4 protein-coding genes are annotated in these 21,033 nt (G+C 60.6%); 1 reads left to right on the top strand and 3 read right to left on the bottom strand.

The window, feature by feature from the left end:
• Positions 1–101 precede the first annotated feature (101 nt).
• Positions 102–2,396, bottom strand: coding sequence for a fatty acid cis/trans isomerase (locus QMX86_RS07905; RefSeq protein ID WP_282383402.1), 2,295 nt, complete (start codon positions 2,394–2,396; stop codon positions 102–104).
• A gap of 154 nt (positions 2,397–2,550) precedes the next feature.
• Here QMX86_RS07905 and metH point away from each other — a divergent pair, with 154 nt between their 5' ends.
• Entirely contained in the window at positions 2,551–6,261 is a 3,711-nt protein-coding gene (gene metH / locus QMX86_RS07910) for a methionine synthase (RefSeq protein ID WP_282383405.1), read from the top strand.
• Between the two features lie 46 nt (positions 6,262–6,307).
• Here the strand turns inward: metH and QMX86_RS07915 are convergent, their stop codons facing one another.
• Together QMX86_RS07915 and QMX86_RS07920 are read right to left on the bottom strand one after the other, a co-directional pair.
• Positions 6,308–13,666 carry a DUF6543 domain-containing protein gene (locus QMX86_RS07915; RefSeq protein ID WP_282383408.1) on the bottom strand — a complete coding sequence of 2,453 codons (7,359 nt, stop codon included), beginning with the start codon at positions 13,664–13,666 and terminating at the stop codon, positions 6,308–6,310.
• A gap of 133 nt (positions 13,667–13,799) precedes the next feature.
• Positions 13,800–20,957 (bottom strand): NEL-type E3 ubiquitin ligase domain-containing protein, encoded by a 7,158-nt coding sequence (locus tag QMX86_RS07920; protein ID WP_282383413.1) that lies wholly within the window; start codon positions 20,955–20,957, stop codon positions 13,800–13,802.
• Positions 20,958–21,033 lie beyond the last annotated feature (76 nt).

The following is a 21,033-nucleotide window of genomic DNA, read 5'->3' on the forward strand; positions in this document are numbered from 1 at the left end:
AAACTCCTCGCAGGCTTGGGCGCAGTTTACGCCAATCGGCGCGGCTGACAAAGTCCTAGTATTTTTGTCGGGAAAGAATCCCGGCATATGCCTGCGAATGCTCAAAGGTTCTCGTACCGGTTCATATCCAGCACACCCTCTTCCACCGGATCGGTTTCGTGGATGTACTGGCTCAGATCGTGGAAATACAGCCAGAACTGCGGATGACTGCGACGAATGCCCCAGCGTTCGACGATTTTTTCGAACCGATTGGCATCCCTGGCATTCTCCATGGCATCGACAAACGCTGGCACCTGCTCGGCCGGTACGTTGAACATGAAGTTCGGGTAACTGCTGAGTACGCCCGGATAGATCGTCAAGGTGTCGAGACCCGGTTGATAGCGCAGCGACTCACCGAGCAGAAACGCCACGTTGCTGTGCGCGCGGTTGCGCAGCACGCTGTAGACCTCGCGCTTGCCGCTGGCGGTTTCGACACGCAGCAAGGTCGCTTCGGGCATCTGGTCGATGACTTTCAACCCTGCGGCCGGTCGCGAGGCCAGACGGCTCAGGGCCTGCTCGGCGCTCTGCAACGCCGGATCAATATTCGGTCGCGAGCAATAAGCGCCGTCGCAGCGATTGATCGGGTCTGGCCGCGCGTTCAGATCACCGTAGCGCGCCAGCAACTGCATGGCGAAATCATGTTTCGGGTCTTTTTCGTCGAGTTTGAGCGCGGTCGGTTTGTCGTCATCGATGGCCTCGTAATCGAGCCACATCTTGAACTGGCCGCCGTCCTGGTACCAATCGTTGAGGTAATCCTCGCGCGAGTCAGCGGGCATCAGGCGCAGGAAGTTCTGCTCGGCGCCGTTACGGATCAGGTCGAAATACAGACGGGTCTGCGCCTGATGGGAGACGTTTCCGAACACGTCGAAATTGACCGCGAGCTGATAGTAGGTGCGCTCGAGCAGTGGATAGTCGAACAGCCACATGGTTTGCGGCACCTCACCGATCAGCCCCTTGGTCACCGAAGCGCTGTCGAAGTGGCGGAAAATGCTCAGCAAGGCGTTGTCGTTGCCGGCCCACAGCGTCGACCAGCTCGGCGCCGGCAGATCGGCGTAGCTGTCGCGGCGCAAGGCTTCGTATTCGTTGCGCTTGTCGCGGTAGTTGCGCCACAGGCTCAGCACGCTGCCGACATCGTCGTTCTGCCCCGGCATCGCCAGCAGCGGCGTGGCCTGGCCACGGTAGTTCGGGTCGGTGATGTAGAGGTCATGCTCCGGGGCCTGGAACAGCGCCCAGAAGTTGTCGCGGATCACGTCGGTCGCGATCTGCCCACGGCACACCGGGCCGCGAATGAAGGTGCGGACGAAGTATTCGGCGTTATCGAGCATGAATTGATAGCGCGCCTGCGCCGGAATCGCCTCGAAGGTGGCAAACGGATTGGCGCGGCTTTGCGGCCCGTAACCCGGCAGCGCATTGACCTGCCAGTTGCCGTTGTAGAACAGGCTCTTGATCCGCGCCATTTTCGCCGCGCTCAGCGGATAAGTGATGTGCGTCTTGTGCACGATCACCCCCTGCACCGGCCACAAGCGGTAATACACCTGCGTGCCCGGGTCGTCGTTGGGGCGGCGCGTGGCGATCAGGTCGATCGGCTGGCCGCTCGGAGTACGCGACCGCACCCACTGGAAATAATGCCCCGGCTCGCCGTCCTTGAAATAGATGTGCGCCAGATACCAGTGTTCGAACAACCAGCGCCCCACCAGACTCTGCCGCGCACCGGGAGCATTGAGCAGGTTTTCCCACTGCAGGATCTGCATGGCCTCTTTGGCACTCGGCGCCAGGCTCTGCTCGTCGATCGGCGCGCCAGACGCCAGCCAGCGCTGCAGGGTCTGGTATTGCTGGTCGGTCAGGCCAGTGACCGCCAGCGGCATGCCCTCTTTCGGGTGCGCGCCGGCATATCCGTCGAACTCCGCAGGCATTGCGCATAGATTGTTGCGATTGAGCCCCAGGACAATGTCTTCGGGCAGCTTGGCATTCGGCGTCAGCGGCGTCTTGTGGCCGAGTTCAAGCATGCGTGCCATCAGCGCAGCCTGACTGCCTTGGGCGTCGAGCACCGAATAGAAGTCTTTCTGCTGCCAGGCGCGCTTGCCGAAGGCGTCGTAAAACAAGCGCGTGGTCGGTGCAGCCTGGGTGCGTTCGCCGTCGTACACCGGCATCTTGCTCGCGCCACGGGCGGCGCCTTCACCACTGCCGAGATTGAGCTGACAGGCCGAGTCATAGCAGGCATGGCAGGCTACGCACTTCTCGGTAAAGATCGGTTGGATATCGCGGGTGTAGGAGATGGAAGAAGAAATGGCAGGATCTTGCGCCGCAACGCTCCCGCTCAGGACCAGCAACCATAAACTGATGAAGCGGTGCGGCATGCTGCTGATCTCGATGATAAAAAAGGCTGCGATTCTACCGTTATGACGCTCGTACCAACATGAGCGATATTCATGCAAAAGCTGCACATGCTCCAAAAGCGCACAGGTTTGCTATGATCCCGCTCCTTCGTAATGGTCTTTCCGAGTAGTCCACATGTCCGATCGCAGCGTCCGCCTTCAAGCTCTCAAGCAAGCCCTCAAAGAGCGCATCCTGATTCTCGACGGCGGGATGGGCACGATGATCCAGAGCTACAAGCTCGAAGAACAGGATTATCGCGGCAAGCGCTTCGCGGACTGGCCGAGCGACGTCAAGGGCAACAACGACCTGCTGGTGATCACCCGTCCGGACGTGATCGGCGGCATCGAAAAAGCCTATCTGGACGCCGGCGCCGACATTCTCGAAACCAACACTTTCAACGCCACGCGCATTTCCATGGCCGATTACGGCATGGAAGAGCTGGCGTACGAGTTAAACGTAGAAGGCGCACGTCTGGCGCGCAAGATTGCCGACGCCAAGACCGCCGAAAACCCGGCCAAGCCGCGCTTCGTTGCCGGCGTGCTCGGCCCGACCAGCCGCACCTGCTCGCTGTCGCCCGACGTCAATAACCCCGGCTACCGCAACGTCACCTTCGATGAGCTGGTGGAAAACTACACCGAAGCCACCAAAGGTCTGATCGAGGGCGGCGCCGACCTGATCCTGATCGAAACGATCTTCGACACCCTCAACGCCAAAGCGGCGATCTTTGCCGTACAAGGTGTATTCGAAGAGCTGCACATCGAATTGCCGATCATGATTTCCGGGACCATCACCGACGCCTCCGGTCGTACCCTGTCCGGCCAGACCACCGAAGCGTTCTGGAACTCGGTGGCCCACGCCAAGCCGATTTCCGTAGGTCTGAACTGCGCCCTCGGCGCCAGCGAACTGCGTCCGTACCTGGAAGAGCTGTCGAACAAGGCCAGCACCCACGTTTCCGCGCACCCGAACGCCGGCCTGCCGAATGAATTCGGCGAGTACGACGAACTGCCCTCGCAAACCGCCAAAGTCATCGAGGAATTCGCCCAGAGCGGTTTTCTCAACATCGTCGGCGGTTGCTGCGGCACCACGCCGGGCCACATCGAAGCCATCGCCAAAGCCGTGGCCGGTTACGCGCCACGTCAGATTCCGGACATTCCCAAGGCCTGCCGCCTCTCCGGTCTGGAGCCGTTCACCATCGATCGCAGCTCGCTGTTCGTCAACGTTGGCGAGCGCACCAACATCACCGGTTCGGCAAAATTCGCCCGCCTGATCCGTGAAGACAACTACACCGAAGCCCTCGAGGTCGCTCTGCAGCAGGTCGAGGCCGGCGCGCAGATCATCGACATCAACATGGACGAGGGCATGCTCGATTCGAAGAAGGCCATGGTCACCTTCCTCAATCTGATCGCCGGCGAACCGGATATCTCGCGCGTGCCGATCATGATCGACTCGTCGAAATGGGAAGTCATCGAAGCCGGCCTCAAGTGCATCCAGGGCAAGGGCATCGTCAACTCGATCAGCATGAAAGAAGGCGTCGAGCAGTTCATCCATCACGCCAAGCTATGCAAGCGCTACGGCGCTGCGGTGGTGGTGATGGCCTTCGACGAAGCCGGCCAGGCCGACACCGAAGCGCGCAAGAAAGAGATCTGCAAACGCTCCTACGACATTCTGGTCAACGAAGTCGGCTTCCCGCCGGAAGACATCATCTTCGACCCGAACATTTTCGCCGTCGCCACCGGCATCGAAGAGCACAACAACTACGCCGTCGACTTCATCAATGCCTGCGCCTACATCCGCGATGAGCTGCCGTACGCGCTGAGCTCCGGCGGTGTGTCGAACGTGTCGTTCTCGTTCCGTGGCAACAACCCGGTGCGTGAGGCGATTCACTCGGTGTTCCTGCTCTACGCGATCCGCGCCGGGCTGACCATGGGCATCGTCAACGCCGGCCAGCTGGAGATCTACGATCAGATCCCGGTCGAGCTGCGCGACGCGGTCGAAGACGTGATCCTCAACCGCACCCCGGACGGCACCGACGCCCTCCTCGCCATCGCCGACAAGTACAAGGGCGACGGCAGCGTCAAGGAAGCCGAGACCGAAGAGTGGCGTAACTGGGACGTCAACAAACGTCTGGAACACGCGCTGGTCAAGGGCATCACCACGCACATCGTTGAAGACACCGAAGAATCCCGCCAGTCGTTCGCGCGGCCGATCGAAGTGATCGAAGGCCCGTTGATGTCCGGCATGAACATCGTCGGCGACCTGTTCGGCGCGGGCAAAATGTTCCTCCCGCAGGTGGTGAAATCCGCGCGCGTGATGAAGCAGGCCGTGGCGCACTTGATTCCGTTCATCGAACTCGAGAAAGGCGACAAGCCGGAAGCCAAGGGCAAGATCCTCATGGCTACGGTCAAGGGCGACGTGCACGACATCGGCAAGAACATCGTCGGCGTGGTGCTCGGTTGCAACGGCTATGACATTGTCGACTTAGGCGTGATGGTTCCGGCCGAAAAGATTCTGCAGGTTGCCAAAGAACAAAAGTGCGACATCATCGGCCTCTCCGGCCTGATCACTCCGTCGCTGGACGAGATGGTCCACGTTGCCCGCGAAATGCAGCGTCAGGATTTCCATCTGCCACTGATGATCGGTGGCGCGACCACGTCGAAAGCGCACACCGCGGTGAAGATCGAACCGAAGTACAGCAACGATGCCGTGGTCTACGTGACCGACGCCTCGCGCGCCGTCGGCGTGGCGACTCAGTTGTTGTCCAAGGAACTCAAGGCCGGTTTCGTCGAGAAGACCCGCCTGGAATACATCGACGTGCGCGAGCGTACGTCGAATCGCAGCGCCCGTACCGAACGCCTGAGCTACGCCGCCGCGATCGCGAAGAAGCCGCAATTCGACTGGGCCAATTATCAGCCAGTCAAACCGACCTTCACCGGCAGCAAGGTGCTCGACAATATCGATTTGAAAGTGCTGGCCGAATACATCGACTGGACACCGTTCTTCATTTCTTGGGATCTGGCCGGCAAGTTCCCGCGCATCCTCGAAGACGAAGTGGTCGGTGAAGCCGCCACTGCGCTGTACAAGGACGCGCAGGAAATGCTTGCCAAGCTCATCGACGAAAAACTGATCAGCGCCCGTGCGGTGTTCGGTTTCTGGCCGGCCAATCAGGTCAACGAAGACGACATCGAGCTGTACGACGACAACAGCAAGCCGCTGGCCAAGCTGCATCACCTGCGTCAGCAGATCATCAAGACCGACGGCAAGCCGAACTTCTGCCTCGCCGACTTCGTTGCGCCCAAAGACAGCGAAGTCACCGACTACGTCGGCGGCTTTATCACCACCGCCGGCATCGGCGCCGAAGAAGTGGCCAAGGCTTATCAGGACGCTGGCGACGACTACAACTCGATCATGGTCAAGGCCCTCGCCGACCGCTTGGCCGAAGCCTGCGCCGAATGGCTGCACCAGCAAGTGCGAAAAGAGCACTGGGGTTATGCCAAGGATGAAACCCTCGACAACGATGCGCTGATCAAAGAGCAATACCGTGGCATCCGCCCTGCTCCCGGCTACCCGGCCTGCCCGGATCACACCGAGAAAGCCGCGCTGTTCACCCTGCTCGATCCAGAGGCTGCGGAAATGCGCGCCGGGCGCAGTGGCGTGTTCCTCACCGAACACTACGCAATGTTCCCCGCCGCAGCGGTCAGCGGCTGGTACTTCGCCCATCCGCAGGCGCAGTACTTTGCCGTGGGCAAGATCGACAAGGATCAGGTGCAGAGTTACACCGCGCGCAAAGGCCAGGACCTGAGCGTGACCGAGCGTTGGCTGGCGCCGAATCTGGGTTACGACAGCTGAGTCGAGCCGACCTGGGAGTGCCCTGCTCCCAGGTCCGCTCGATCACTCAGTCGCGGCGCCACGAAGGCCCGGGTTTCGGTGACGACGGGGGCGCTGGCGACGCTCCCGCATCCTGCGACGCCAGGCTCTCCAGCTCTGTGCGAGTCAAAGCCTTGAGTTTCTCGATACGCGCATCCGCCAGTTCGATTTCAAGCACCCTCATCGCGTCCAGATAATCGCTGTTTTCTCTGTCCGGGTAGGCATCCTCGACCGCTTCGTGCCGCCTGGTAGCGTCGCGTTCAAGTGCCTCGAACGCCTCGGCGTGGCGATCCTGCAGATAGCGGATCCAGTAGTCCCGCGCAATCAGATCTTCCAGAAACATGGGTGATGCCTCGTCCGCGAGAACCGAGGCACGCGCATCGAGCAATCGTCGCCCGCGAATCGGTGAGGCGTACAACATGTGTTCGGGTTGCGCCGGCAACTCCAGGTCGTCCGGCCAGCCGCGTGTCATGGCGATGCGGTATTGCAGGCGGACTTCCGCGCGATCCTTGTTCCTGGCGGCGGCTTCGGCCAGTCGGTCCACCCTTTCCAGGCGAAACAGCCGTCGAGTCAGATCAAGCAGCGCTCTGCCGCGTTGCAGCTGACGATGCCGCGGAATGTCGCGCAGAGCGTTGTATTCATAGACGCGGGTCTCCAGTTCGCTGAACGACAGGATCCGGCCATCGGGGCACGTGCCGTGGGTTTCGGCGTTGAAAAACAACAGCTCGCGCAGTTCAGCGTTTTCCGTGGCAGCCTGGATCACTTGCCAGACCCGGTGGGTCAGATCGGCACCGGCAAACCTGAATTCCAGGGTGTCGGGCAAGGTCGAGAGCAAATGAAAGAACGCCTCATGGTTGGCCTGTCGAGCCAATTGCAGCCATAGCGCTTGCCGCGCTGCACGCGCATCTGCATGCGTATAGGTCATCCATATATCCATCGCCGGCGCCGCCACGTCCTGCGCCGGATTGGCAATCACCTCCGCAGCCTCCACACCGGCATGCATATCCACGGGCCTGCTACTGCTACCGCCTCCGCCTCCGCCACGCGGATCATCACCATCGTCGCTATCGGAGTCGGGGTCCGAACCCCGATCCGAATCCGATTCGGATCCGCTATCGCTTTCCGAGTCGCTCATACGCTCGGCGATCAAGCGCTGCAAGGACTCCGGCGTGTAGCCCAGCACGTCACTGCCGCCATGCGCGACGCTGTAGTCCCTGATCTGCTCCAATGCGTTAAGCGACAGCGAGTTCTCCGACAGATCGGTGCCTGCCACGAGCGCCTCATGATTGCCGCCCAACAGCCGGTCCGGGAAAATCATGATGTTGTTGCCCGACAGGTCCAGCCTTTGCAGATGCGCCAGTTCAAGCACGCCTTCAGGCCAGAAATCCAGGCCGTTCTGGCCGAGGTTGAGGGTTTGCAGACTGCTGAAGGTTGCGGCGTTGAATTCTTCCAGCTGATTGTGACTGAGGTCGAGCCAGCGCAGCCGCGCCCCGCTCGCGTGCTGATACACCGATTGCGCCACGGCCAGGCGATTGCCGCTCAATTCCAGCCGTTCGAGCCGGCTCAGACTGCCGACAGCTTCCGGCAGGCGTGCCAGGCCCGTGCCATTGAGCATCAGCGTGGTCAACTCAGGAAACGCCGGGCAGAAGAGGTTGAAACTCTCGACGGAAAATTTGGCCCCGGTCAGGTCCAGCGTCCGCACATGGGAAAACACGTTCGACAGCGCAGGCAAATCACCCAAGCCGCCCGCTGACAGGCTCAGCGTCCGTCCGGCGGATTCGGTATGGCCGGTGAGCCCGTCCCGCCAGCAAGCGCGGATCCTGGAGGCATCAAAGAATCTTGTTGACGACGCCCCTTCACCAGCCCCTTGCGCCGGGTTGAAGATCCAGCCGTTCAACTCACGCGTCAACGCCTCGTTACTTGCTCGCCACTGATTCAGTCTGCCGACGACTTGCTCAGGGGACAGGCCTTCAGTGCGCAAACGCTCAACGCTGGCCTGGGCCTTTTCAAGCGACAATGACGGAAAGATTTCCAGCACTGCGCGATGCATGTCGGTGCCTTGCTGAATGACCGAGACAGATGGCAGTGGCAAGAGATGAGCGGCGCGATTGAGTGCCGTGTCAGGCGTGGCACCGCTGGAACCGGCGGGTATCGATGGCGCTTGCGATTCGAACCGTTGCAGCGCCCCTTCGGGCAAACCCAAGGTCATTTCGATACGTCGCTGCGCCGCCATTAGGCTCGCTTCGCCGCCGACACTGAAGCGGTTGTTCAGCAGCCTGGTCTTGAGCAGCACAGCGTTGTCGGCAAGCACGTGATCGGGGAGCGAACCGATGGTGTTATGCCGCAAATCCATTGCTTGCAAATGCGCCAGGTTCTCCGCCCCCTTCGGCCACACATTGAGCCCGTTTGAGCTGAGGTTCAGCGTCCTGAGGCCGGTCAGGCGAGAAACGTCCAGTGTGTCCAGCCGATTGAGGCGGGCATTGAGATGTTCGAGATTGCTCAGCGCGTCGAATTGACCTTGCACCTCAGGGGTCACGGCGATTCGGTTGAAAGACAGGTCCAGCTGTGTGAGCCGGGGCAAATCGGCTGGCCGCACCGGCACTTCGGTCAATCCGCAGGCGGTGACCTCCAGGCTTGTGGCGCCACTGAACGCCTGGAGAAAGCCGCGGATCTGTTCGACCGGCACAGTCAAGCGGTCCAGCCGAACCCGCTGTACATGAGCAAACGTACCGGCCGGCAATTGCGGCAGCTCACTCACCGACTCCGCGCCCAGCGCCCAGGCGGTGTCAACCAGTTCAAACATGCTGGCGTCGTCCAGATCGCTGGCGGATATCCAGTCCTCAGCATTGAAGGGACGAACGTCATCGTTCAAGCGATAGCGCCGGCGTATGGCCGCGCGCCAGTTTTTTTCCAGTGCACGAACCACCCGGGCATTGGGCGGCGCTTGCCAGCGCGCTGCCGGCGTCGCCGTACGCAACTCTGCGGATGCGCTGGCCTCGTAGAACTGGCGGAAAATTGCGCTGTGCTCCACGCGCAGAATCTCCACGGCTCCAAGTCGGGTCTCCGGTGTGTTCCACAGACTCATGATGCGCTGAGGTAACGGGTTGAGACGGCCGGCCTCACCCGTCAGAAACTGCAGTTCCCCGGCGCAGTAGCGGCGGACCATCAAGTCCAGATCAACCAGATGCCCCCATTCGCCCATGTAGTTTTTCACATAGTCGTAAGCCGGTTTGAACGCTCCGTGGGAGAACCTCGACCAGTCCAGGGACAAACCGGCCCAGAGTCTCTCGTGCCCGACATAAAGGGTCTGTGGAAGGGATGCGATGGCGGTTTGCGTCAGATCCAGACGCTCCAGCTCAGGCAGTTGTTCCACATAAGCCGGCCACTGCGTCAGGCCCGGCGCTTCAATCTTGAGTTTCTTCAGTCGTTCAAGGGGAGCCAGGTCCAGCTCGGGCGGGCTGCCTGCGCCGCCGGGAAAATCGAGATGAAGCTCCTCAACCGCGGTCAGGCTACGCAATCTTGTCGACAGATCGGCAGCCATCACCCGCGCTGGCGTTCGGAACTTGAGCTTTTTCAATGCGGACATGCGGGTCACGCTCAGGGGCAAGGTCGTCAGTGACTGCTCGTGCTCCATGTAGGTGCCGAACAGACTGCCCCGCTCCCCCAGCGACAACTTTTCGATATTGGCAAATCGCGTCAGGAAGGCATCGGCGTTGGCGTCGGTCAAACCTCCGCCGCCAATCGACAGTTCACGCACGTGAGCAAAGTCGACGGTCATCTCTGGCAGAGGATCGTAGGTGAGAATCGACAGTTGATCGGCACCCGCGACCCCAGTGGACAAAGCGTTGCGCCAGCAGGTTTTCAGCGCTTGCGCGGTGCGAAACTTGTAATTTGTTCCGGAGCGTTCCCAGGGCGCCGCCGTCGCTGTCCCCGCCCATTCATCCAGCGTCGCATTGAGCTGTTCCCACTCACGCCGACGTGATTGCAACAGCTCGAAAATGGCCCGGTCGTTTTTTCCTGCCCGATACTGGTCAAGGAGGAAGCCACGAGCCTGTTCGTCGCTTAATTGCGGGTAGATATCCTGCACGTGAGCCAGCAGGTTCGGTGCCAATCCGGCGCCGCGTCCACTGGCGGGATAACCGATCATGGTAGCGTTCACCCGCACCGGCGGTTTTATCCACTTGACCTGAGGCGCCAGCAACGCGGGTGCATCAGCCTGGTGCTGGTCGGCGTGATCGATGATCTTTGCTTGCAACTCTGCGGACTGCCCGACCTCAGGGACACCGAGGCTGCGGCGCGCATCATCAGGCAGGGCATGCATGATCGACGAGTAAAAATTGTCGCCGTCGCGAGGCAGGCTGTTGAGTGCCTCACCGCGCTCGTTGTATGCCTGAAACTGAACGCCTGTTTTGATCAGGTATTTTTTCTCGCCGGCGGTTTCACTGCCGATGCTGTCGAGCAGCATGCCGGCGTCGTGGCCTTCGCGAACTTCAATGCGAAGGCTGTCGGGCCAACCCGCCAATTGCTCCAGCGTGTGCAACGCCAGGCGCCGGCTGTCCGCAGAAGCGACGTTTTCGCTGCGCAGACCGGCATATGCCGCTACCTGTCGACTTTGCCGCGCGTACCAGCGTGCCTCCTCCAACAGGCGCAGCGGTACTCGTTGCCCTGAGCCGAGTCGCTGAAGATCATCAAGTCGACCATGTGCCAGCACCGTTTGCGCCGCCGGTTCACTGAGTCCCGGGCAGGCCTTCTGCAAGCGCGCAACCTGCGGATCGACGGGGTCGGTCCCCGAATGAATGCTGTCGTAAATCGCCGGCTGGCGGGTGTTGGCGTAGTCGGCGATCTGCTTGCCAAACTCTGCCGGTCGGCCATCGCGCACGCGTGCCCCCTGCTCGCCGAGGAGCCGAGTGATTTCTGACTCGTCCAGTCCTGCGAGAATACGTGCTGGCAGTTCACCGCTGAAGATATCGGCCCGCGATATCTGAATGGGTGGCTTGACGCCGACATCGCGAAACCGCCGCGCGGAGCCATACCTGACGAACTTGCCGGACAATTGCTCGCCGTCGAAGACTTCCAGCACCCGGTTCTCTGGCCAGCGCGGCATTTCGGTGATCAGCGGCAACGCGTAGAGGTACAGTTCATCGATCGGTTTTGTCCCGCGCAACTGCTCGACAACCAGTGCCGCGTTGCCGTCTGCTTGCATCATGCGCATGGCCTGGGTCAGTTCCGGTGGCGGCAGCGAAGAATCAATGTGCATCTTGCGCAGCGCGGCTTCACTGACACCGCTGATATCGGCAGCCTTGATCAGCTGTGCATCGGAAAACGCTTCGGTTGCATGGCCGATGCGCCGCAACAGGGTCAGACGATCCCAATCCTGCGGACGTTCCAGAGTATGCCGCCAGGCACCGCTTCCATTGCTGTGGAGCACCGGCTGCCAGGCGTTGATGTCGGTCGGATGGCTGATCCGCCATTTGCCGATCGATTCATCGAAAAACTGCTCATAGACCTTGCCGCTCTGGCGAATATAGGTTTTACCCTCAAGCACGTGCTGGCCGGCACTGTTTGGCCCGGGACTGACAGGCAGTGCGACAGCCGACTCGTAAGCGCTCAGGTCGGGTTTCCACAGCCGGGTTTCGCCGTTGGGCAACTTCACCGGATGCAGACTTTCAATGACCGGCACGGCTTTGGCGCTTGAGATTTTCCTTACTGCGGCGCCCACACCGGCCATCAGCGCAATCTGCGCAAGGTTTTCCGCCACATCGATCAAATGATCCTTCGCCGCACGCCGATCGCCCTCGGCCCATTCGATTGCGCCCTCAAGCGTTTCATAGAGCAGTTGCCCGGCCATCACCACCATCATCACTTCGCCCAACACAGGCACGAACATCGAGACCATGTTCAGACCGAGCATGCCAAGTTGCATCAGATGGGCCAGTTTGGCGTCCCTTGCTCGCGCGTCTACCTCGGCAGTCGGTACCGCATGGCTTCGGGCATCATCGATCAGCTTGGTGCGGTTCTGGCTATAGAGGTATTGCCACAGATCCTCGTTGGGAGCCCAAAGTCCCTGCCCCTTGCGTCCCAGGGTGGACGGTGCGATGTAAGGGTCCGCCACTGGCTCCCATTTGATCTGGCGTTCGGGCGGTACCTGCTGAATGCGGGTGAACGCCGAGCCGGCGGTGAAGCCTTGCAGCACCGACAGCCATGGCGAGCGCAGCAGATCCCAGCCATCGCCGGGTGAGTCAGGCGCCTTCTGCCTGAACTGGCTGAAATACTCTGGACGCTGTTCATAAGGCAGGAACTGGCTGAGAAAGCGCTGGTAGGCGGTGGGCTCTGCGCCCGTCTGTTGCAGAGCGTCGCGTGCAGTGAGCAAGCGTTTGAGCTCGTCGCGCATCTGCTGGAACGTGTAGCGCTTGAGCGGATGTTCGGGATCGTGCGGGATGTAAAGAATCAGTTCGTCGGTGTAGCGGTATTTCTCGCAGATGACGAACGCGACGCAGCCGGTGAGTCTTTTTTTCATCAACCCCAGGTCCTTGAACCAGACCTGTTTTTTCCCCATCCAGGGATGCATCTCGCCGTCAATCACCGAGACGATCATCGCGTGATCCGCCGCCTCGATATCCTTTTGCAACAGCGCCTGCTCGGCCGCAGCGCGCAGCGTCGCCTTCTGCGCGGCGATGAAGCGTTCGGCAAGCACTGCCTCTGCCACCGTTTCCTGAGGATGAAAGAATCCTTGCAGGTAAGTCTGGTATTGCTGGCCGATATCCAGATCGCGGCAAAGGTGCAGAAACTGGCTGACCGAAATACCGATGCTCACATGGTCGAACGTCTGCGCCGTGGACCCTGCCACCACAAAACCTGAGCTCGAATGGTAGGTCCCTTCGCATTCGCCAGCTTCGAAGTTGTGCAGTGCGGCTTCCAGCAGCGTTAGCTTGAGCACCTCGAATGAGGCCAGTTCGATTTGCTGGATACCCATCTCCACCGGGCGGCGCAGACACAGCAGCGTTTTGTCGACATCGATATCCAGCGAATGTTTGTCTTTCAGCGCTTTGATGACTAATGGCCGGGCAAACGTCTCGACGTCCTGAAGTTGCGCCATGCGCTTGTCGAGACTGTTCTGGGCGATGACACTGGCCTTGAACGTGTCGTCCACGGTTTTGCGCTGGGCCGGCGTCGCATCCTGATACCAGGCTGGCAATGCTGTCGCAACCGCCTTGAAGGCTTCGCGCCGTTGCGGCGAAGCGTCGGTCAACCATTGCGGGATCGAAGCTTCGAGAAACTCGCCGTGCAGGCTTTGCGTTGCAACGAGCTTTACTGACCGACTGGCGTCTGCCGGCTGATCGGTCGACGCAGGCTGCGTCGACACGGGTTTTGGGGAAATAGCGCTCATGGTCACTCCTTGTTGATGGAGCGCTCAGCAAACCATGTCGCGTTATCGCTTCTGCGTTATCCGGGTATTGCGCAACCAGCAGTGGTAAGCGGATGTGACTTGGCCTGCCTCGGACCGCCTCAGCAAGGTGCCCTCAGGAACCGGATGTTGGTGGCAGGCGGCCGGGTTGTTCGGATTCCGCAGCGAAGCTGTTCAGCTCGCTGATCACCCGGCATGTCAGCTCGGCGCGTTTCTGTGTGCGCAGCACGTCCATGGCCTTGCCCAACCTGTTCAGCTCAAGGTCGTATTCTTCGGAACTCAGTTCATTGCGGGCGAGACGCTGATTGAGCTGGTCCCACAGTTGCTGGCGTCGCTCGTCAACCGCAACGTCCAGCGCGGCCATCTCTTGTGGGTGGAGATCTTGCAGGTAAGAGATCCAGTAGTCGCGCTCTGCCATGCTTACGGACAGCGCATCGGTGCCCTCTGCCTCAAGAATCGAGGCGCGGGTGTACTCGAGCAGTTCATCACTCAGCGGAACGTCATAAATCATCGACGCGGGCTGGCCCGGTAAATCGACACCGTCGCCCCAGCCGCCCGTCAAACCGATACGATATTTAAGGCGCACTTCAGCACGATCCATACCCAGACCGGCGGCTTCAGCCAGCGTCTCGACGCGATCCAGGCGAAACAGTTGCCGCGACAGACGCAGCAGCGCCCGACCTCTGGACGCCATTCGATTCAACGGAATGTCACGCAACTGGTGATAGACCGCGACCCGCACTTCCAAATCACTGAATGTCAGAATCCGCCCGTCCGGACAGGTGCCGTGGGTCTCGGCGCCCTGAAACAACAGCTGCCGCAGTTCGGAATTTTCCTCAGCGGCCTCCATGACACGCCAGACTCTTTGCGTCAGATCGCCTCGCACCTGCCTGTAGTCCTGCGTATCGAGCAACAAGCGCAGCAACTGGAAAAACCGCTCGTGATTCGGCTCTTGCGCCAATTGCGCCCAGAGCTCGGTTCTTCGCGCAACCCACTGCGGATCGCTGTCCACAAGCCACGGATCGCGTGAGCGTGGCGCAACATCGTAGGCTGGATCAAAAACTTTCTCGGCAGGAAATACCTGCGCATGGGGATCGTCGACAACGCCACCAGCGTGATCGGTTGGAGCACCGTCTTCGGGAGTCCCGAACAGATCACCGAACACCTGACGGTTGATCATCGTCTCAATCTGCGCGCGCGTCATGCCCAGCACATGCGGTATGGCGCGCTCGCGGCTGTAACGCCTGAGGTCTTGCAATGCAGAAAGCGACAAATTGCGGTTTTCTGACAGATCCGAGCCTGCGATCAGACCCGAATGATCACCATCGAAAAGCGCCGTGGGGATTTCCGCGATTGCGTTACCGCTAAGGTTCAGGGCCTGCAACCCGGGCGCCCGCAACACTCCGTCAGGCCATTCGCTCAGTTGGTTGTAGCGCAGATCCAGAGACTCGATCACGCCATAATCGGGCGGATTGAAAACACGAAGTTCGTTGTAACTCAAATCCAGCGTGCGCAGCCGCGAGTTGCCCAGCAAAGGGTAAACACTCGTCGCACTGCGCAAGCTGCAATACTGCATGTCCAGGCGGGAGAGATGACGCATGTGCAGCACCGGCGCGGGCACCGCGCCCAATTCGTTACCACTCAGATACAAGGTCTCGATGTCGGGAAAACCGTCGAGAAAACCCGCGCTCCCCCGCGCCGTGATCCCTGCACCGCTCAGATCGAGCGTCGTCACGCCCGGAAACTGCACCACAAGCGCCGGCAGTTCTCCGGTCTGCAATCCTGCCAATTCGAGCTCTACGCCATCGCCGCCGGGGTGTCGGGTCAGGGTGTCGCGCCAGGTCTCGCTGATTCGCCGGGCCACCAGCGAACGCACTTGCGCACTGACCAGGACAGTGTTCGTTCGTACTTCCCTGGTATAGAGCCAATCGTTCAACTGACGGGTCAGCGCCTCGCAGCTCAAATGCCATTGGCTGATCTGCGCATCGATCTGAGCGTCATTCAAGGCCCGTGTTCGCAGCACCAGCAGACTGCGTTGCGCCCGTTCGCGATTGAGGATCACCGCCAACCGCTGCAAATGCCCCGAAGCGCCTGAACTGACAGGCGCCGGCTGCGGGAGTGGCAGGAGCAGATCACTGAACGAACCGCCGGTTTCCAACGGCGGAAAATGCTCAGGCACCGGCTCTGCGGCGAAGCGTGACAACGTGCCCTGGCCCAACCCCCGCTGCTGCTCGATGCGCTGCAGCGCCGCGTGAAAGGCTGCTTCACCGTCAGCACTGAAGGCGTTGCCCGACAGATTCGTCCTCATCAATGCGTCAGGATGCGCCAGCGCATGCGGCGACAGGTACGCGATCCGGTTGTCTCGTAAATCGAGCCATGACAGCCGTGGCAGAGTTTCCGCCCCGGTGGGCCAGGCCAGCAAATCCGTCGATCTCAGATTCAAGGCCTCGAGCCCGCTCAAAGCCGTGGCATCGAGTCGCCCCAGCGGGTTATGACTCAGGTTCAGTCGTACCAGTTGTGGCAGCGCATTGAGTTGGCGCTGGACCATTGCCGTCACCGTGATTCTGTTACCCGACACGTCGAGCCGACGCAGCGCGGGCAACGCCTGCGCTGCAAAAGGTAGCTCGGTGAACATGCATCCCCCCAGTTCAAGGGTTTCGATATGACTGAAGGCGCGAATAAAATCCCGCGCCTGGCCGGAGGGCACGTTCAGCCCTCCCAGACGCAGCGTGCGCACATGGGCGAAACTGCCGGCCGGCAACGAAGGAAGCTCGACACGGGTGGTGGCACCGGGCAGCTCGACGAAGCTAAAGCGCTCAACGTCGGCTGCCAGGCCATAGCGCTGACGAATCGCACCGTGCCAGCTGCTTTTCAACGTATGTAACAGGTCCGCGCTGGCCCCTGTCGACCAGCGCCGCGCGGGCGCTGCATAGCGTGATCCCTGGCGCGGGGATGGCGGATAAAACGCGGCGAAGATGGCCTCATGTTCGGCCCGAAGCTGCTCGATCGCCGCCACCCTTGCCGACGGTGTTGACCAGGCCGCATTGAATGCCTGCGGCAAAGGGTCGGCGCTATCCGGTGCGACGGCCATGCTATCGAGTTCGGCGCGGCAATAGTCACTGACCATCTGATGCACATCGAGCAGGTGACCGCGCGGGCCGGAGTGGCGGCTGACAAATTCATAGGCCCGACGGAACGTCGCTGGGGTGACACGTGACCAATCCAGCGATAACCCGGCCCAGAGTCTGTGGTGGCCGCTGTAGAGCGAGTCGGGCAAGGTTTCAATCAAGGTGTGTGTCAGGTCAAGGCGTCTGAGCTGCTCAAGTCGTTCAACGTATGCCGGCCATCGCCATAACGCGTGGGGCGCATCGATGCGTAATCTGCGCAGTCGTGTCAGCGATTGCAGGTCAAGACCATGCAAAGTGGTGGAATCGAATCCGTGATAGTCGATGCGCAGTTCCTCCAGTGAAGTCAGTCCACCCAGCCTTCGCGCAAAGCTTTCCGCCAGCAATGGCGCATCGGTAGAGAAACGCAGACGTCTCAGCCCGGGCAGCCGCTCAACCGCCTCTGGCAATGTGCTAAGCGGTCGGGTGACAGGTGTCTGGCCATAGCGCCTCAATTCACCGAGCCATAAATCAGTGACATTCGGGAACGCCGCCAGAAACCCGTCCGCATTGGCGTCGGTTATGCCGATGCCGGTGATGGCCAGTTCGCGCACGTGGGGAAAGCCTGTACTCAGCTCGGGCAATGGCGTGTCGCAATGGATTGTCAGGCGGGCCGCCTCCGCCGCCTGCCCGTCCAGCGGACCATTACGCCATGTCTCTCGCAGTGTCTGTGCCAGTTGCGCCCTGTGCGTTGCAGTGCGGCTGTCACTCGGGGCTGCCTGCCATCGCTCAAGTGCAACGTTCAACGCGTCCCAATCCTGGCGGCGATATTCCAGTTCGAGCTGAATCTGCGCCTCACTCTGGCCGTGTTGCCGGGCGAGAAATGCCCGTGCCTGGCGCGATTCTGGGTATAGATGCGCAATGCGTGATTCGAGGGATGGATTGAGGCCTGTACCACGGCCACTGGCGTAATAACCCAGCAGTCGCGCGCCCACGCGTACCGGCGGTTTGAACCACTTTGCAGCTGGCGACAGCAATCGCGCAGCTTCGGCTCGATGACGGTGGGCCGATTCGATGATTTTCTGTTGCAGCTCACCATGGGCGTTGCCGACAGACAATCCGATTGATGAACGTGTGTCCTCAGGTAACGCGTGCATGAGCGAACTGTAAAAGCTGTCCTGGACCCTCGAGACTCTGTTCAATGCCTGGGCGTGATCATTGAACGCTTGATAGAAAGGTCCGTTTTTCACCAGATAGCGTCTAACCGGCGCCATCGGCTCGCCGATGCTGTCGAGCAAGGTGCCAGTCACGCTCCCCTCGCGAATTTCCACACGCAGCGAGTGCGGCCAGCCAGACAATTGTTCCAGCGCGTGCAAAGCCAGTCGCCGACTGTCCGCCGACGCCAGGTTTTCGCTGTGCAAACCGGCAAATGCGCGGGCCTGGCGACCATGGCGGACATGCCAGCGAGCCTCTTCCAGCATTCTCAAAGGGGAACGCCCGGTCGCATCCATTCGGGCCAGCTCGTGCGTCGAAGCATGCTCGATCACATCCTGGGCAGCCACGTCGCTGAGACCGGGACATTCACGCTGCAACAGGCGCACGGGCGCACTCGGCGATTCGGTACCCCGATAAAGACTGTCAAAAATCGCCGGTTGACGCGTATAGGCGAACTCGGCGAGTTGTTTGCCGAACTCATCGGGCCGTGCCGGGCGAAATTGGGCAGCCGTTCGTCCCAGCAGATAGTTGATTTCCTGCTCTTGCAACGCAGCCAGAATCCGCGCCGGCATTTCCCCGTTCAACACTTGCGAACGTGTCAGGCTGATAGCGGGCTTGTGGCCCAAACCGGGCAGCGTATTCTGCGCACCATAGCGGATGGACGGCCCTGCTCCGTGCGGATCAGCTGTCATCTCCAGAACCCGATCGGCAGGCCAACGGGGCATCTCGGTGACCAACGGGACTGCATACAGGTAGTGCTCGTCGATGGGCCTGGCTCCGCGCAATTGCTCGACCATTTGCCTCGCCTGTGCATCGGCATCGAACAGGCGCATGGCGTCTCGCAGTTCAGGGGGCGGGGGCAACTGATTCAGATGCATCTTGCGCAGGGCGCCATCGCTGATACCGCTGATATCGGCCAGCGCCAGCAAGGTGTCATCGGAGTAACCATCGGTGAGGTGCCCGATGCGTCGCAGCAGGGTCAAGCGATCCCACGCCATGGGCTGTTCCAGGCTCAGGCGCCAGGCACCGTGGCCGTTATGGCTGAGCAACGGTTGGTAAGCCAGAGAATCGGTGGGATGTTTCAACCGCCAGTGCCCGCTGGAGCGGTCAAACGTCTGCTCATAGAGCCTGCCGCCGTGGCGCATCCAAGTTGTGCCGGCGACGCGGTACTGCCCCGCCGCGTCGGGCCGCGACAACTTGCCGGGCATGAGCGCTTGTTCATAGCCGCGCAAGGTCGGCCGCCACAGGCGCCTCTTGCCATCAGGCAGCGTCACCGGGTGCAGATCTTCGATCACCGGCTCCGGTTTAACGGCTGTCACCCGATTGAATGTTGCTCCTGCGGCGGCCATCGCGCCGATCTGCGCAAGGTTTTCAGCAACGTCGACAAGATGCGCCCTGGCGGCGTGTTTGTCCCCCTCGCCCCACTCGATCACGCCTTCGACAGTCTCGTAGAGCAACTGGGCCGTCATGACAACCAGCATGATTTCGCCCAATACCGGAACGAACATGGACGCCATGTTCAGCGCCAGCAGACCGAATTGCAGCAGCCCGGACAGCTTGGCATCGCGCGCCTTGGCGTCGACGTCGGCGGTAGGTACCGCGTGACCACGAGCGTCGTTGATGACCTTGTCACGATGTTTTTCGTACAAGTACGCCCAGAGGTCGCTATTCCTCGCCCACGGATATACCTGAAGGTGCGGCATCAACGAAACTGCCACGTAAGGATCGGTATCCGGGATCATTTTTTGATATTTCGGTGAAGTCTTCCAGATCTCTACAAAAATCAACGTTGTCTGCAGAATTTTGCGCCACGGTGACGACAGCCAATCCGATGCGCCGTCTGCAGACTTTACGAATTGGCTGAAGTAATACGCACGCTTCTCATAAGGGAAGAACTGACTGAAGAATCGTTGATAGGACGTAGGGGCCGTGCTGTCCGCCTGTTGCGCATCGCGAGCACTCAGCAGGCGTTTGAAGGTGTCCTGCATTTGCGTGCCGGTATAACGCTTGAGCGGGTGTTCCGGATCGTTGGGGACGTACAGAATTACCGCGTCCACCGGGCCATACTTTTGTGCGATCTTGAACACCACACATCCGACCAGCCGGTGCCGCATCAAGCCCAGGTCTTGAAACCACACCTGCTTGTCGCCGATTCGCGGGTGCCTTTCGCCGTTGATCACCGTGAGGATCATCGCGTGATCTTCAGGTTGAATATCCTTGGTCAACAGTGCGCGTTCGGCTGCCGCGCGCATGGCCGTTTTCTGACTGGCGATGAAGTGCCGGCGCAACTTCGCTTCCGCGGCCGGATCGACCGGATGGAAAAACCTTGTCAGATAAGCCTGGTACCGGGCACCGATATCCAGTTCGCGGCACAGGTTCAGGTAGTTCCTGACCGACACATTCACCGGAACAGCCTTGAGGGCACCTTTTACGGCGGTCGCGGTTGCGAAGCCAGAGCTGCTGTGAAAGGCGCCATAAGCACACTCATCACTTTCGAAGTTGTGCAAAGCGGCCTGGAGCATCGGCAGCGTCAATGCCTCGAATGAACCGATTTCCTCGCCGAGAATGCCAGCGCGTATTGGCCGCCTGAGGCACAACAGCGTGTTATCCAGATCCACGGCGACCTGATAGCGGTGTTTCAGCGCCTGCGCCAGGAGCGGCCGGGCGAAGGTTTCGATGTCTTTGAAGGTGGACATGGAGCGGTCCAGCCTCGTCTGAGCAATAAAACTCATCCTGTAGCTGGTATTGACCACCTGACGCTGGGCCGGCGTCGCTTGCGTGTACCAGCGCGGGAACACTGTCTGCGCCTGCTTGAGCTCGGTTTTCCTGTGCACCGGCGCCTGAATCAGCCAATGCGGCATCACGGACTCGAGCCAGGGTGCGTGAAGGCTCTCGGACGCCGCAGGTTTGAGGGGGCGCTCGGTTACGGTCGAAACGTCTGAATCGGTGGACATACATCGCTCCTGTAAATGGAGCGACAGCACATCACTGACGCCGCGCTGTCCGGCGGTACATGGCTATATCCCGTGC

The organism is Pseudomonas sp. PS01270 (assembly GCF_029959775.1).
Taxonomy (GTDB): domain Bacteria; phylum Pseudomonadota; class Gammaproteobacteria; order Pseudomonadales; family Pseudomonadaceae; genus Aquipseudomonas; species Aquipseudomonas atacamensis.